Below are 15,113 nucleotides of genomic sequence, written 5' to 3' on the forward strand. Positions count from 1 at the left end.
ATTCCGAGACATGACCGAGCCCTGTGACCTGACCGCGCTGGAGGCCCGCCGCCTCATCGGCGCGAAGAAGCTGTCCTCCACCGAGCTGCTGGAATCCTGCCTCGGCCGCATCGGCAAGGTGAACCACGCCGTCAATGCCATGACCGCGATGGACGAGGGCGCCGCCCGCGCCACGGCCAAGGCCGCCGACGAGAAGACCATGAAGGGCGGCCCGCTGCCGCTGCTGCACGGGCTGCCGCTGGGCATCAAGGACCTCGAGGAGACCAAGGGCCTGCGCACCACCTGGGGCAGCCCGATCTTCGCCAACCACGTCCCCGACAAGGACGAGCACATGGTGGCCAACCTGCGCGCGCAGGGCGGCGTCGTGGTGGGCAAGACCAACGTGCCGGAATTCGGCCTGGGCGCGAACAGCCGCAACCTCGTCTGGGGCGCGACCGGCAACGCCTTCAACCCCGAGTTCAACGCGGCCGGCTCCTCGGGCGGCTCGGCCGTGGCGCTGGCGACGAACATGGTCCCGCTGGCCTCGGGCAGCGACACCGGCGGCTCGCTGCGCAACCCCGCGGCCTTCAACGGCGTGATCGGCTTCCGGCCGTCGTCCGGCCTAGTGCCGAGCTCGCGGCGGCCGCATGGCTGGTCGCCGCTGCCCATGCTCGGGCCGATGGCGCGCAACGTGCCCGACCTTGCGCTGATGATGTCGGCCATGGCCAGCGACGATGCGGTGGATCCGCTCGCCTATACCTGGCAGGGCCGGAAGATGCGCGAGGTGCCGGACTACTATCATCCCGTCGCGCCGGCGGATCTCGCCTCGCTGAAGCTCGCCTACACCGAGGATTTCGGGCAGGCGCCGACCGAATCCATCGTGCGCCGGGCGTTCCAGAAGGTGGTGGCGGCCCTCGCGCCGATGTTCGCCAGCGCGGTGGAAGCCCATCCCGACGTGTCCGGCGGCGACGAGGCCTTCGAGGTGCTGCGCTCCACCGGCATCCTCAGCGGCAACGCCGAGCGCGTGCGCACCCGGCCGGATGACTGCGGCCCGAACATGCACGCCAATGTGCAGGAGGCGCTGGGCTACTCGCTGCAGGACCAGGCCAATGCGCTGGTCCGCCAGACGCAGATCTACCGCGGCTTCCAGTCCTTCTTCGCCGAGCACTCGATCCTGGTCAGCCCGGCCATCTGCACGAGCCCGCGGCCCTGGCTGGAGCTCTATCCGGCGGTCATCGACAACAAGCCGGTCCGCACCTACTTCCACTGGCTGAGCCTGGCCTATTACGTGACGCTCACGGGCCATCCCGCGATGAGCTTCCCGGTCGGCAGGGACGAGAAGGGCTTTCCTTTCGGCCTGCAGATCGTGGGCCCGCGCGGCGGCGACGTGCTGGTGCTGCAGGTGGCCGCGGCGATCGAGGCCGCCTTCGCGGGCGACGCGGAGTTCGGCCGCCCGCTGCCGGACCTGGTGGCGCTGGAGAAGGCGCCGCCCATGTCCTCCCGTCCCGGCTTCAAGACCTGGGATCAGGTCCCCTACCAGCAGGTCTGATCACCAGCCGCGGTGGTGGTGGTGGTGCCCGCCACCACCCCAGCCACCGCCGTAGCCCGGGCGGCCCCAGCCATAGGCCGGACGGCCATAGCCGTAGCCGTAGAACCGCGGCGGGGGCGGGGGCACGTAGCTGTAGGCGGGGCGGCCCCAGCCATAGGCCGGCCGTGGCGCGTAGCCATAGCCGTAACCGTAGCCATGGGCGTCGGCCGGGGCGGCGAGGCCCGCGAGGCCGGCGCCGATCAGGCCGGTGAGCGCGAGAACGGAGAGAAGCTTGCGCATGATCCTGGCTCCTTCGGGAGCAGCGATGCGGGGCTTTCAGCTTCCGCACCGGGAGGGGGTTTCTTGATCCTCTGAGCAGCAATCTGCTCGCCGCTCGTGGCAACCCTTGGGTCTCTTCAAGGCGCGTGCCGGCGGAATTGTGCCGGGCGCGGCGATGCTGCGGCGGAAGCGAGGCACGCAACCGCAGCATGAAAGCCGGCGCGCACGGCAAAAGGCCCGGACGCTCGCGCGCCCGGGCCTGTTCGCCCTTCGATCGGAAGACCTACCAGCGCCGGCCGTAGCCGTAGGACGGGCGGGAGTAGGCGTAGCGCGGGCCGCCATAGCCGTAGCCCCGGCCGTGGTAGCGCGGGCCGCTGTTCGAGGCGGCGATCGCGAGGCCCGTCGCGGCGATCACGCCGGCGCCGAGCAGCCCGGTCGCGACCGGATCGACGTTGCCGTAGGGGTCGGTGCAGGCCGTGAAGCCCAGCAGGCCGGAGAGGGCGAGGACAGGGAGAAGCTTGCGCATCGGACTGGCTCCTTCGGGAGCTTTCGGTCCGGCGTTTCCGGCGCCGGGCCTGGGAGGGGGTTTCTTGCATCCTCTGAGGACACAATCTGACCCCGGCCGATGGCGCGAAGAGGGTGCCTTGAAGGCGCGTGCTGGCGGGATTGCGGCGCCCGCGGCGGCGCGATGGCCGAATTGCGGCCGGTTAGCTCCGCCCGCCGGAGAAGGCGTTGAAGGTCTGCAGCGTGTAGGTGTCCTTCACGCCGGGGACGCTCTGCACCTTCTCCACCACGAAGAGGCCGATGTCCTGGTCCGGCTCGAGGTAGAATTTCCCGAGCAGGTCGTACTGGCCGGAGGTGGAGTGCATCTCGGAGAGCTCCGGGATCGTGTCCGCCATCTCGCGCGCGACGCGATAGGCCTGACCCATCTCGCATTTCACCATGACGAATATGGCTCGCAAGGAATGCCGCCTTTCCGAACGCCCGCGCTGACCCCTTCTAGGCGCTGCGTCGCTGCCCCGGCAAGCGGGTGCGAGGAAGACCCTACGTGGTTTCCCGGAGTGGAAAGCCGGAATACGATCCTTAACCTAAGCTGAACGAGTGGACTCGGGGCTGAGGAAGTGCTGGACGCACGCATGATCTGGGCGAGGCGGTGGGACCGACTCTGGAGCCTCTGGCTCCTGACCATCTTCGTCATGCTGCCCATGGCGGCCTGGTTCCAGCACATCCACGCCACGGCGGCCGCGGGACGCTGGGTGCTGCTGATCCTGGGGGGCCTGATCTTCCCGCTCGGCGTGCTCCACGGCATCGCCATCTGGCTGGGCTTCGCGCCCTAGAATCTTCCTCTTCCCCATCCGGGTTCAGTCCAGGGCCTGAAAGCCTTGGCAGGGGGGACGGCCGGATCCACATTATGACATATTTGTTTCAGCGAGGGCCGCCTCCATGGGCTCCGAGATCCTCCTGCTGCTTCTCGGCAGCGTCGCTCTTCTCCTCTGGGGCGTGCGGATGGTGCGCACCGGCATGCTGCGCGCCCATGGCACGTTGCTGCGCCGTGCGCTTGGCTCGGCCGCGCGACGGCGCCTGAACGCCTTCCTGGGAGGGATCGCCGGCGCCTTCGCGCTGCAATCCTCGACGGCGGTGGCGGTCATCATCGGCGCCTTCGCGGGGCAGGGGCTGGTCTCCACGTCGGCGGCGCTCGCGGTGATGCTGGGCGCCGACCTCGGCACCAGCTTCGCGGCCCAGCTGCTGGCGCTCGACGTGAAGTGGCTCTGGTCGGTGCTGCTGGCGGCGGGCGTGCCGCTCTTCCTCACGGCCCAGACGGACCGGCGCAAGGGCACGGCGCGGCTCGCGATCGGCCTCGGCCTGATCCTGCTGGCCCTGACGCAAATGGACCATGCCATCGCCCTGCTGCGGGATTCGCCGGTCATGGCGATGATCCTGCACACGCTGGCCTCCGAGAAGCTGCTGGCCTTCCTGCTCGGCGCCGTCGTGACCTGGATGCTGCATTCGAGCCTGGCCTTCGTGCTGTTGACGCTGACGCTCGCGGGCTCAGGCTTGGTGGGGCCGGAGCTGGCGGTGGCGCTGGTGCTCGGCGCCAATGCGGGCGGGGCCGCGGCGCCGGTGCTCTCGCTCGCCCATTCCGGCGCGGCGGCCAGGCGGGTGGCCTGGGGCCACCTCCTCATCCGCGGCGGCGCGGCGGTGCTCCTGATCCCCTTCGCCTTCCCGCTGGGCGAGGCGCTGCATGCCGTCTTCCCCAACCCCGCGACGCTCGTCGCCATGGCGCATACCGGCTTCAACCTCTGCGGTTCGATCGTCGGCATGCCGCTGATCGACGTGATCGGCCGCCTGTTGGAGCGCTGGATTCCCGATGCGGCGCTCAGCGCCGATGCCGGCGCGCCGCGCCACCTCGACCCTTCCGTGCTCGACAGCCCGGCCGAGGCGCTGGGCTGCGCGACGCGCGAGGCGATCGTGCTGGGCGAGCGGGTGAGCGCCATGCTCGGCGAATCCTGGAACGCCATCGAGACCGGCGACCCGCTGCGAATCAAGGCCGTCGAGCAGGCGGACGATGCGGTGGACCGGCTGCACGAGGCGATCAAGCTCTACATCGTGCAGGCCTCGCGCGCCGAGATGGACGAGGAGGAGAGCGCCCGCGCGGTCGAGATCCTGGGCTTCATCATGAACCTCGAGCATGTCGGCGACATCCTCGACAAGAGCCTGATGGAGCTGGCGGAGAAGCGCGGGAAGCTCGGGCTGTCCTTCTCGCCCGAGGGGCTGGCGGAGCTGCGCGCCTTCCACGCGCGGATCATGGAGACGATGCGCCTCTCGCTGAACGTCTTCACCACGCGCGACATGGGCCTCGCGCGCCGCCTCTTCGCCGACAAGTCGGGCCTGCGCGCGGCCGAGCGCGACGCGGCGCAACTGCATTTTTCCCGCCTGCGCGAGGGCGTCGCCGAATCGCTGGAGACCTCGGCGATTCATCTCGACATGATCCGCGACCTCAAGCGCATCCACGGGCATCTGACCTCGGTCGCCTATCCCATCCTGGAGGCGGCGGGCGAACTGGCCGAGAGCCGGCTGCGCGAGCGGAACACGGGGCTGACGCCGGCAAGGGCGTGAGTCGCCGCACCTTGCCCAGGATTGGGGCAAAGCGGCGCCGCGCCCGGAAGCGGGGCACCGCAAATCTCTGCGGCCTCGCGGCATGACGGGCTATCCTACGGACATGGAAGCGATCGAAGACCGCGGCGGCCCCGCGCAGCCCCTGCTCGCCGTGAAGGGTCTGCAGAAGCATTTCCCCCTGAAGGGCGGGCTGCTTGGACGGACGCAGGCGGTGGTCCGCGCCGTGGACGGCGTGGAGTTCGACGTCCTCAAGGGCGAGACGCTGGGCATCGTGGGCGAGAGCGGCTGCGGCAAGTCCACTACGGCGCGGCTGCTCATGCGCCTCATGGACCCCGATGCCGGCACCATGATCTTCGACGGCGAGCAGGTCGGCGAGAACGTGCAGACCGGCGGTCTCACGCTGCGGGACTACCGGCGCCAGGTGCAGATGGTCTTCCAGGACAGCTACGCCTCGCTGAACCCGCGGCTGACGATCGAGGAGACCATCGCCTTCGCGCCCCGCATCCACGGCCTCTCCGGCGACGAGGCGGTGACGCGGGCGCGCGAGCTGCTGGCCGCCGTCGGCCTCGCGCCGGCGAATTTCGCGCGGCGCTACCCGCACGAGCTCTCGGGCGGGCAGCGGCAGCGCATCAACATCGCCCGCGCCCTGGCGCTGCGGCCGAAGCTGGTCATTCTCGACGAGCCGGTCTCGGCGCTGGACAAGTCGGTCGAGGCGCAGGTGCTGAACCTGCTGGTGGACCTCAAGGCCGAGTTCGGGCTGACCTACGTCTTCATCAGCCACGACCTGAACGTGGTGCAGTACATCAGCGACCGCGTGCTGGTGATGTATCTCGGCGAGGTCGTCGAGATGGGGCCGGTGGAGGCCATCTACGAGCGCGCGGGCCATCCCTACACGCGCGCGCTGCTGGACAGCCGGCCCTCGATGGACCCGGCCTTCCGCCGCACCAAGCCGCCGCTGACGGGCGATCCGCCGAACCCGGTGAACCCGCCTTCCGGCTGCCGCTTCCGCACGCGCTGCCCCTATGCCGAGGCGGTCTGCGCGGAACGGAAACCGGTCATGGCCGATCTCGGCGAGGGGCACATCGTCTCCTGCCACATGGCCTCGGCCGACAGCGGGCACAGCAAGGCCGGACGGCTTTACGAGGTGCCTCCGCCGCAGGCGGAGATGGTCGCGTGAGCGCGGTGCTGAAGCCTGTCGTCACGCCGCTGGTGAAGCTGCGCGACCTGAACGTCACCTTCGTCACGCGCGACCGCACGGTGCATGCGGTGAACGGCGTGGACCTCGACGTCATGCCCGGCGAGGTGCTGTGCATTCTGGGCGAGAGCGGCTCGGGCAAGTCGGTGACGCTGCGCGCGCTGATGAAGCTGCTGCCGAAATTCGCACGCATCTCCGGCACCATCGAGGTCGCCGGCAAGGACGTCACGAAGATGAGCGAGCGGCAGCTCGCCAACTTCCGCGGCACCGACGTCGCCATGATCTTCCAGGAGCCGATGACGGCGCTGGACCCTGTCTTCACCGTCGGCCGGCAGATCGCCGAGACGGTGCAGCGGCACGAGGGCGTCTCGCGCGCCGCCGCCACGGCCCGCGCGCTGGAGCTGCTGGAGCTGGTGCAGATTCCCTCGGCGAAGCGGCGCCTCGATGCCTATCCGCATGAGCTCTCGGGCGGGCTGCGGCAGCGCGCGATGATCGCGGTGGCGCTGGCCTGCCGCCCCAAGCTGCTGCTGGCCGACGAGCCGACGACGGCGCTCGACGCCACCGTGCAGATCCAGGTGCTGCTGCTGCTGCGCGAGCTGCAGGAGCGGCTCGACATGGGCGTGATCTTCGTCACGCACGACCTCGGCGTGGCGGGCGAGATCGCCGACCGCGTGGCCGTGATGTATGCCGGCCGCGTGGTGGAGGAGGGGCCCGTCGCGGGCCTCATGGCCGGGCCGCTGCACCCCTATGCGCAGGGGCTGCTGGGCGCGACGGTGCATGCCGGCATGCGCGGCCAGCGGCTGACCACGATCCCCGGGGCACCGCCGACGCTGGATGTCGCGCCGACCACCTGCGCATTCTCGCCGCGCTGCCAGTACGTGCAGGACGAGTGCCTGGCCCGCGTGCCGGCGCTGCGATCGCCCGAGCCGGGGCGGCAGGCGCGCTGCGTGCTGGTGCCGGATATATAGCTTAGAGCTTGACGCGTTCGCCTTCGTTCACGTACCGCGCTTAGCCTTTTGAGTTGTCGTGGAATTCAGGCCTCCGGCGCCTCCGGTTTTCGCGCTCTAGTGCCTGTCCCGTTGCATGACAAATTTGATGTAAGACAATATCAAATCAAATGAAGTGGGTGAACAGAAATGCGTATTCCTATAGGAAAAATTCAGATCGGGGAGTTAGATGCCAAAGATGAAATCTTGAAAGACGAAAGAGCGGATAGGGATATATTCTTAAATTCCTTTATTGTTCCAAATTCAGTGGCGCTCGAAGATTTTATTAATGGGTCTCGATTTATTATTTATGGGGAAAAAGGCTCAGGTAAAACAGCATTTCTGCGATATTTGAGATCGTTATTGGATTCCGAAAAAAAATAAGAGTGCATTTATTTTATTTAAGACTAATTTTGACGAAGATGCACGCTTAAAATTACTGCAAAAGCAAAATATTATAACAATTTTGGATCAAGATAAAATAGAAATAGCTTATAATTTCTCAGATATATGGCGTTTCATAATAATGAAAAGCTTTCTTTCGATCATTTCAAATAATGATGTGGCGTCAGGTTGGAGTGTCGTTGAATCACTAAAGGATTTGTACGACGTAAGGCACGCGGCGCCCCGCTTTTCCTTTAGGGATTGGTCCATTAAGAAAATTGTAGCGTCAATCAAGGCAAAGATTCCTGCTGGACCCGCTGAATTTCAGGCAGATATGCAATTTGAGTTTGAAAAGGGCAAAGATAGTACCAAAGATGATCTTAATAAAATTCTAGATAAAACTGAGGATTGGCTATCGAGTGTCGTATTCAAAAAAAATTATAAATTCTGTGTATTTTTTGATGAACTGGAGCTAGTAAATGAAAAGGAGGACCAACGAACACGGGATGCAGCTTTAATCCGCGACTTAATAAGCGTTGTTTACAAATATAACCATCTTTTTTGGGAAAGGAAAATCCCAATAACTTTATATGCTTCACTCCGGACTGAAGTATTGGCAGATTTGCAGAAAGAGGTTGGAGAATTAAATAAAATAATTTCATCTTCTGGGAATCAAATACTCTGGGGAGTCGGTGTTTTCGAAGACGTCCATCCTTTGTTGATGATGGTTGAGAGGCGTATCGAACTTTCTGAAATATTTGAGCGAGGAAACAAAAGCAGTGACATAATAAGTGAATATTTTCCAGAAACAATTTTCGGCAAAGAATTTTCAGATTATTTATTGGATATATCGATGTTTAGGCCAAGGAATGTTATAGCTCTACTTTCTCGCGCAGCCCAAAAGGGGGCCAGTAGGGATATTTTCTCAGAAAATTTATTTCAGGCGAGTAACTCCGAATTTTCTCGAGATGTTTGGCAGGAGGTTCGAGATGATTTGGCCGTTGCGTATAATCCAAGGTCGATAAACGTTATTAAGCAAGCATTAACCGGATGGACACACGATTTTAGCTGGCAAAGTTTCCGAGACAGATTGAGAAGCATCAATCTGAGAACTAATGATCCATTAATTCAGCATATTTGCGATAATAATATATCAGATCTTGTTGCGCGACTATACAGGTCAGGTGCAATCGGGCAAAATTTTAAAGATAAAAGAAGCGGACGCTGGACTAACAGATGGGCATTTCGGAATTTTCCGGATCCCATTTTTGATCATAATTTTCAAATTCACGACTCTTTGTATAAGGAATTCGCTCTGCAGTTTGGTCGAAGAAAGGCGAGATCTTAATTTTGATTGGCCGCGGAGGTTGCGATCATACGGGTTGTCGGGAACGGCGCGACCTTCAGAAGCGGAAGGCCACCGCGATCGACCCGTATTGCGACCCGCCGCCCTGGGTCGTGAACTCCTGGGTCCTTGCCGTATAAGTCGCCGTCAGCCTTGCCCGGCGGAACATCACCGCGAAGCCCACGCTGAGATCGCCCACCAGCGGCTCGCGATCCACGCGCGGCCCGTCGCGCCAGGTGTTGCCGTCGAGGAAGATGTTGCGCGCCACAGCGCGCCCCTCGATGCCGGCGAAGGCGTACCAGCCGAAATTGTCGTCCGGCTGGAAGAAGGCCGAGCCCGACTGCGCCGGGCGCGTGCGCGGCGGCCCGAAATCCGCGTTCAGGTTGCTGCCGATGCGCACCATCATGCCGCCGCTGGCATAGGTGTAGACATTGCCCAGAGCCGCGGTGACGCTCGGCACGAAGCCGTATTCCAGCCCCTCGATCCCCGTCTCGTAGTTCCAGCGCCATTGCCGGCCGACGATCAGGTTGATGCCGAACTCGTCCTTGAGCTGGTGGTCCCAGCCCTCGGCGCGGTCGAAGTTGCGCAGCCGGTGCACGCCGTTCTGGAACTGCTCGCCCAGCGCCCCGGGGCCGACGATGCCCATCTGCAGCTCGACGCTGCCGTAGGAGGTGGGCGTGTAGGAGGCGAGCGAGACCGAGCCGAAGAGCCAGCCGGCATAGGGCCGGTCCAACGGGTCCGGGTTGCGGCGGGAGGTGTCCTCGGGCGTGAAGATGTTCTGGCCGAAGGAGACGCCCCAGCGCTGCGTCCCACCCTCGGGGAAGACCAGGCTCATCCGGCCCGTGATGGCCGAGAGCCAGGGCGGCGGGTTGTAGGAGGGTGAGCGCCAGTCGAACTGGAAGCCGCTCGTGTAGTTCTTGTCCGTGCCTGCGAAGAGGTCGTTGTCCAGCAGGAAGGAGAAGGTGCCGCGCGGGTCGGGGATCTGCGTCTCGGGCACGGGCTCGCCCAGGTGGGGGCCCGGGGTGGTCTGGGCGCCGGCCGGAGTGCCGGCCAGGGCGAGGATGGCGCCGAGGATGGCTGGAAGACGCAGATAAGGCCGGATCATGCGGGGGCGGTCTCGAAGACGGGGTGGTCAGGCATGAAAAGCAGTTCCTTGTTTGACATCTAAGCGGCCAGCGCGGCCGAGGTTGCGCTCCGGCCGCGACCATTCGCCCCGGCGAGGCGGCGGATTTGCGGCCGCCATGCGGCGCGGGGCGGGCCCATCGGAAAAATCCGACCCCGCCTGTCGGAACCCGGCGGCCTCGGACGTCTTCAGGAAGAGGCCGATGAGGGCCTCGATGGATCGGAGGAGAGCGCGATGCGCGTGATGGTTCTGGTGAAGGCGACGGCCGAGAGCGAGTCGGGCGCGATGCCCTCGACCGAGCTGATGCGGGCCATGGGGCAGTTCAACGAGGCGCTGGCCGAGGCCGGCATCCTGCTGGCGGGTGAGGGGCTGCATCCGTCCTCAAGGGGCAAGCGCGTGGCCTTCGACGGGCCGGGCCGCACCGTCCTCGACGGCCCCTTCGCCGCGACGGGCGAGCTCGTTGCCGGCTTCTGGATCTGGCAGGTGAAGGACATGGATGAGGCCGTCGCCTGGGTGAGGCGCTGCCCCAATCCGATGTCCGGGCCGAGCGAGATCGAGATCCGCCGGATCTTCGAGGCCGAGGATTTCGGCGCGGCGCTGACGCCGGAGATCGTCGAGATGGAGCAGCGGACCCGGGACAAGGCGGCGGGCCGCTGACGCAGCTATCCCTCGACTTCCTGGCGAGGGTCCTCTCAGGGCGGTTGTGCAACGCCCGCAATCGTTGGGATCAGACACTGGGAAATGAAATCGAGATCTTCTTCCATCAGGATCCGACGGGGCGGCCATTCGATTCCGCCAGTCCACTTGGGATCAATTTATTGAGGTGGAAAACACAACGGCCAATGCATTCGCTCCAAATCATTTCAGCCAATGGCCAGCGAACACGCGCTGTGGCATCCCCACGGTGGAGAGAATCACGGAGCAGTCTACCCAGGCCCTCTGAGGACAGACGGCGCTTATCGTCTCCACCCTCGGCGGCATCGCCATCCCCTCGCGCAGAACTATATCACTAACTTTTTGCAGCGACGCCTGAGTGTGTCGGTTGAAAGCATGGGTGAGTCCCCCCGCCTCGGTGGCGACACTCTTCGGCCTGGGCGGGCTGGTGCTGGGCCTCATGGCCGCGGGGGCGCTGGCCGGGCCGATCGACGTGGGCCTGCTGACGCTGCGCCAGCGGCGCACGGACCCGGCGGAGCTCGGCCGCGTGCTCTCGGTCTCGATGAGCCTGAACCTGGCCGGCTTCCCGATCGGCACGGCCCTGGCGGGCGCGATGCTCACCTGGTCGGTAACGCTGGCCTTCGTGGTCGCGGGGCTGGCCTCGGCGCTGGGCGCGGTGACGGCGCTGGTCCTGATCCCCAGGACCGACGACCGCGATCAGTACACGTCGCGGCGGTAGAGTCCTTCCTCGGCCATGCGCTCCAGCGCCTCATGGCCCAGCGCCTCGACCAGCGCCGCATGCACGCCGGCGGACATGCCCTCCAGGCTGCCGCAGACATAGATGGCGGCGCCCTCGGCCGCCCATTCGCGCAGGGTGTCGGCCGCCTCGCGCAGCCGGTCCTGCACGTAGAGGCGCGTCCCCTGGTCGCGCGAGAAGGCGAGGTCCAGCCGCGCCAGCACGCCCTCGGCCAGCCAGCCCTCGATCTCCTCGCGGTACAGAAAGTCCTTGATACGGGTGCGCTCGCCGAAGACCAGCCAGTTGCGGCGCCGCCCCGCCGCGGCCCGCGCCTTGAGATGCGCGCGCAGCCCCGCGATGCCCGTGCCGTTGCCGATGAGGATCATCGGCCGGTCGTCGTCCGGCGGGTGGAAGCTGCGGTTGCTGCGGACACGCAGCGCGATGGGGCTGCCCATCGGTGCGTGCTCCGTCAGCCAGCCCGAGCCGATGCCGAGTCGCCCGTCCGGATGCCGCGCCTGCCGCACCACCAGCTCCAGCCGGCCTTCGCTGGCCAGCGAGGCGATGGAGTATTCGCGATGGGGCAGGGGTTTTTGCCGCTCCCGCGCCTGCTCCGGCGTGAGGCCGGCGAGTTCCGCCGGGTCGTCGGGCAGCATCCGGTCGCGCAGGGCCTCCAGGAAATAGGGCGGGAAGCGGTCGAGCGCCGCGCGGGCGTTGCGCGGGCCGATCTCGGCGATGTCGCCGGCCTGCCATTCGATTCCGTCCTTTGGGCCGCCCTCCATCGGCTCCAACGCGAGGTGGAAGGCCGGCCCGCCGGGGCTGCCGGGATTCAGCAGCCGCCGCTCGATCAGCCGCCATTCGGCGAAGCGCGCCGGCGCCCAGTCCGGCGTCTCGCTGGTCCCCGCGATCTTGCCGAGATGGTACTGCCAGTGGCGCAGCGCGCCGCCGTCGGCGTCGTCCACCTCGACGCGGTCGAAGAGCGGCGTGGCGCCATGGGTCTGCAGCCAGGCGTCGAGCTGCCGGCCGAAGGCGCAGTAGAGCGCATAGGAGCTGTCGCCGAGCGCGAGCAGCCCGTAGTCGAGGCCCGTCAGCACGGCCTTACGCCCCATCACGCGGCGGACGAAGCGGGCGGCGTGGTCGGGAGCGTCGCCCTCGCCGGTGGTGCTGACGACGAAGACGGCGCGGCCGGCCACGGCCAGGGTGTCGGCATCCAGCGTCTCCAGCGGCGCGAGACGGGCGGGAACGCCGCCCTCCTGCAGGGATTCCGCGCTGCGCCGCGCGATCTCCTCGGCGAAACCGGTCTGGCTGGCATAGGCGACGAGCACGGGCTCCTGCGACGTCGCGAGCATGGCGAGTCCGGGGGCGCGCCGCCGGCGACGACGCCAGGCGATGAAGCCGCAGAAGGCAGCATAGGCCAGCAGCACCGCCGCTGCGGTCAGGTAGCGTTCAAGTTCCGGGGACAAGGCTCAGTCCAGCATGGCGGCGAAGGCGGGGGACATGTGCTCGGCGAGGCGCGCCTCCTCGCGCGTGACGAAGAGCGCGGCGATGCCGTGGCACGCGGCGAATTCCAGCCCCTCGCGCAGGCCGAGCACGGACAGCGCGGTGGCCCAGGCATCCGCGCGCATGCAGATCGGATGCAGCACGGTCACGGAGGCCAGGTTGTTCGCGACGGGCCATCCCGTGCGCGGGTCCAGCGTATGGCCGTAGCGGCGGCCGTCCTGCTCGAAGAAGCGGCGGTAGTCGCCCGAGGTCGCGACGGAGAGCCCGTGCAGGGCCACCACGAAATCCTCCTCGGCGGAGGCCGCGCCGGGCACGGATTCCAGCGCCACCCACCAGGGCGAGCCGTCCGGCTTCATCCCCTGGCCGCGCAGCTCGCCGCCGATCTCGACCAGGAAGGAGGCGAGCCCCAGCAAGGCGAGATGCTCGGCCACGAGATCCACCGCATAGCCCTTGGCGATGCCGGAGAAGTCCAGCCCCAGGCCACCGGGCTGGTACAGGCTGCCCTGCTCGAACTGCAGCTTCCGCCAGCCGACGCGCGCCAGCGCCTGCGCGACATCATAGGCCTCCGGCATCGCCTGGGCGGCGGGGTGCGGCCCGAAGCCCCAGAGGTCCACCAACGGCGCCATGGTCGGATCGAAGGCGCCGTCGCTCGCCTCCGCGATCTCCAGCGCGCAGGCCAGCACTTCCGCGAATTCCGCCGGCGGCCGGCGCCGCGATCCCGCGATCGCGGTGTTGAAGCGGCACAGGTTCGAGGTGGGCAGCCAGCCGCTCATCTGCTCGACGACCGTCTCCAGCACCGCCTCGATGCCGGGACGCAGCGCGGAACCCTCCGCGCCGCCCGCGTAGCGGACCGACCAGGTGGTTCCCATCGTCGATCCGCCCAGGCTCCGCACCTCACCCGGGCGGGGCGGTAGCAGCGGCGCCGTCAGCTCCGGAACGAGGACCCTGTTCAGGGAAGGACCTCGAGCGTCGCGGCGTAGCTGGCGTTGCGCTGCACGCCGGGCATGCCGGAGTTGTCGTCGCGCACCGAGGCGCCGATCCAGTGCATGCCGGGCCCGCCCCAGCGGATCTCGAACACGCCGTCGGCGCCGGTCTTCACCTTCTGGTCGTTCACCGCGTCGCGGTAGCGGTTGCCGCCGGGCACCACCTCGACGTCGACGCCGCCGACCGGGCGGCCGTCGAGCAGCAGGCGGAAGCGCGCGGGCTCGCCGGCCACGAGGTCGTTGGGGTGCGTGACGGGAACCATCTCCAGCCCCTCGTTCAGCGGCTGCAGCACGCGGTCATTGGGCGCGCCGCGGGTGACGAAGAACTCCACGCGGCGCTGGCTCAGCGTGACGCGCAGGTTCTCCGCGTTCCGCGGGACCTCTGTCGCGAAGGCCTCGCGCGTGCCGCGCCAGCGCTTCTGCTGCCCGCCCTCGCGCCAGCTCGCGAAGAGGCCGCCGCCGGCCACGGAGGCGCGGTAGGTGCCGGCCTGGCGGAGTGGGAAGTCGAAGGTGCTGCGGTAGCGCCCGCGCGACTGGTTCTCCGCCGTCACCTGACTACCGTCGGGCGCCATGATGGTCAGCCCGTCGAGCTGCATGGGGAAGTGCTCGAAATAGAAGAGGTCGTTGGAGACGGCGGCGTCCACCGTCACCCAGGGGTCGTTGCCCGAGAGCACGGTGGCCGAGGGCATCATCCAGGAACGATGCGCCTGTGCCGCGCCAACCGGGAGCGCGACCATCGCGGCCAGGAGGAGCCGCCGGAGAGGGAAGCTTTTCAACATCTTCTGACCTTTCAGGGTTGGGTGGAGAGGGAAAAGGCGCCGAGCTCGGTCGAGCCCTGGGCGGAACCGGATTGCGCGGCCGCGGGTGGCCACTGGAAGGGGACGCGCAGCAGCTCGCGGCCGCCCACCTCGCGCGCGGCCTCGACCACGAGGTTGTACTGGCCGGCCGGCAGGTTCGAGAGCGGGCCGCTGGCCGCATCGAAGCGCAGCGTGTGGCGGCCGGGCGCGCGGGTCGCGCCGGTCACGCCGTCGATCGGGAAGCGCAGCTCGCGGCCCGAGCGGCGCCACCATTGGCGCATGTCCTTCAGCCACTTCTCGCCCTCGTTGTCGCGCATGCGGATCGCGTACCAGACGGCGAGGTTGGCGGCCGTGGACTGGTCCGCGCGCTCCACCCAGAGCGCGACATAGGGGCGGTGGTACTCGGCCACGTTGAGCTGCGGGATCTCGATGGTGACATTCAGCTCGGCGGCGCCCGCGGCGGCTGGCAGGACGGCGGCGCTGGCGGCGAGCGTGGGAAGAAGACGCATG

Annotated in this window: 16 protein-coding genes; 8 read left to right on the plus strand and 8 right to left on the minus strand. The window is 66.7% G+C overall.

All coding sequences use genetic code 11. The annotated features are described in order from the left end of the window. The first annotated feature begins 10 nt into the window (after positions 1–10). On the plus strand, positions 11–1,528 hold the full coding sequence (locus tag AC1ROY_RS12505; RefSeq protein ID WP_493149153.1) for an amidase: 1,518 nt from the start codon (positions 11–13) through the stop codon (positions 1,526–1,528). On the opposite strand, the gene AC1ROY_RS12510 is transcribed toward AC1ROY_RS12505, so the two are convergent. The 3 genes from AC1ROY_RS12510 to AC1ROY_RS12520 all read right to left on the minus strand — a co-directional run bounded on the left by AC1ROY_RS12510 (position 1,529) and on the right by AC1ROY_RS12520 (position 2,748). Next, a complete protein-coding gene (locus tag AC1ROY_RS12510) occupies positions 1,529–1,807 on the minus strand; it encodes a hypothetical protein (protein ID WP_493149154.1) in 279 nt (92 codons plus the stop codon). It lies immediately after the preceding gene. Between the two features lie 262 nt (positions 1,808–2,069). Further along, positions 2,070–2,312 (minus strand): hypothetical protein, encoded by a 243-nt coding sequence (locus AC1ROY_RS12515; protein WP_493149155.1) that lies wholly within the window; start codon positions 2,310–2,312, stop codon positions 2,070–2,072. Between the two features lie 181 nt (positions 2,313–2,493). Continuing rightward, on the minus strand, positions 2,494–2,748 hold the full coding sequence (locus AC1ROY_RS12520; RefSeq protein ID WP_493149156.1) for an Lrp/AsnC ligand binding domain-containing protein: 255 nt from the start codon (positions 2,746–2,748) through the stop codon (positions 2,494–2,496). Between the two features lie 174 nt (positions 2,749–2,922). Here AC1ROY_RS12520 and AC1ROY_RS12525 point away from each other — a divergent pair, with 174 nt between their 5' ends. The 5 genes from AC1ROY_RS12525 (at position 2,923) to AC1ROY_RS12545 (ending at position 8,816) form a co-directional block, all read left to right on the plus strand. Further along, on the plus strand, positions 2,923–3,123 hold the full coding sequence (locus tag AC1ROY_RS12525; protein ID WP_493149157.1) for a hypothetical protein: 201 nt from the start codon (positions 2,923–2,925) through the stop codon (positions 3,121–3,123). 106 nt (positions 3,124–3,229) lie between these two features. Beyond that, positions 3,230–4,903, plus strand: a complete 1,674-nt coding sequence (locus AC1ROY_RS12530; protein WP_493149158.1) for a Na/Pi cotransporter family protein — start codon at positions 3,230–3,232, stop codon at positions 4,901–4,903. Positions 4,904–5,006: 103 nt separating this feature from the next. Further along, positions 5,007–6,080 carry an ABC transporter ATP-binding protein gene (locus AC1ROY_RS12535; protein ID WP_493149159.1) on the plus strand — a complete coding sequence of 358 codons (1,074 nt, stop codon included), beginning with the start codon at positions 5,007–5,009 and terminating at the stop codon, positions 6,078–6,080. Then, on the plus strand, positions 6,077–7,066 hold the full coding sequence (locus tag AC1ROY_RS12540) for an ABC transporter ATP-binding protein (RefSeq protein ID WP_493149160.1): 990 nt from the start codon (positions 6,077–6,079) through the stop codon (positions 7,064–7,066). Before AC1ROY_RS12535 ends, AC1ROY_RS12540 begins: the two co-directional genes overlap by 4 nt. A gap of 385 nt (positions 7,067–7,451) precedes the next feature. Continuing rightward, the gene (locus AC1ROY_RS12545; protein WP_493149460.1) at positions 7,452–8,816 is read left to right on the plus strand and encodes a P-loop ATPase, Sll1717 family; all 1,365 of its coding nucleotides are present in this window, start codon (positions 7,452–7,454) and stop codon (positions 8,814–8,816) included. Positions 8,817–8,871: 55 nt separating this feature from the next. Here AC1ROY_RS12545 and AC1ROY_RS12550 read toward each other — a convergent pair whose 3' ends face one another. Then, positions 8,872–9,918 (minus strand): lipid A deacylase LpxR family protein, encoded by a 1,047-nt coding sequence (locus AC1ROY_RS12550; RefSeq protein WP_493149161.1) that lies wholly within the window; start codon positions 9,916–9,918, stop codon positions 8,872–8,874. Positions 9,919–10,170: 252 nt separating this feature from the next. On the opposite strand from AC1ROY_RS12550, the gene AC1ROY_RS12555 reads away from it, so the two are divergent. Together AC1ROY_RS12555 and AC1ROY_RS12560 are read left to right on the plus strand one after the other, a co-directional pair. After that, positions 10,171–10,593: a YciI family protein gene (locus AC1ROY_RS12555; protein WP_493149162.1), complete on the plus strand. Its 423-nt coding sequence runs from the start codon at positions 10,171–10,173 to the stop codon at positions 10,591–10,593. Positions 10,594–10,990: 397 nt separating this feature from the next. Then, entirely contained in the window at positions 10,991–11,329 is a 339-nt protein-coding gene (locus AC1ROY_RS12560; RefSeq protein ID WP_493149163.1) for an MFS transporter, read from the plus strand. Here the strand turns inward: AC1ROY_RS12560 and AC1ROY_RS12565 are convergent. The 4 genes from AC1ROY_RS12565 to AC1ROY_RS12580 all read right to left on the minus strand — a co-directional run bounded on the left by AC1ROY_RS12565 (position 11,308) and on the right by AC1ROY_RS12580 (position 15,112). Further along, positions 11,308–12,786 carry a sulfite reductase subunit alpha gene (locus tag AC1ROY_RS12565; protein WP_493149164.1) on the minus strand — a complete coding sequence of 493 codons (1,479 nt, stop codon included), beginning with the start codon at positions 12,784–12,786 and terminating at the stop codon, positions 11,308–11,310. The genes AC1ROY_RS12560 and AC1ROY_RS12565 overlap by 22 nt on opposite strands. 3 nt (positions 12,787–12,789) lie before the next feature. Beyond that, positions 12,790–13,692 (minus strand): FAD:protein FMN transferase, encoded by a 903-nt coding sequence (locus tag AC1ROY_RS12570; RefSeq protein WP_493149165.1) that lies wholly within the window; start codon positions 13,690–13,692, stop codon positions 12,790–12,792. An 80-nt stretch (positions 13,693–13,772) separates the two neighbouring features. Next, positions 13,773–14,585, minus strand: coding sequence for a DUF4198 domain-containing protein (locus AC1ROY_RS12575; RefSeq protein ID WP_493149166.1), 813 nt, complete (start codon positions 14,583–14,585; stop codon positions 13,773–13,775). A gap of 11 nt (positions 14,586–14,596) precedes the next feature. Beyond that, entirely contained in the window at positions 14,597–15,112 is a 516-nt protein-coding gene (locus tag AC1ROY_RS12580) for a DUF2271 domain-containing protein (RefSeq protein WP_493149167.1), read from the minus strand. Position 15,113: the final 1 nt, after the last annotated feature.

Source organism: Roseococcus sp. GW821-FHT12F05 (assembly GCF_058806835.1).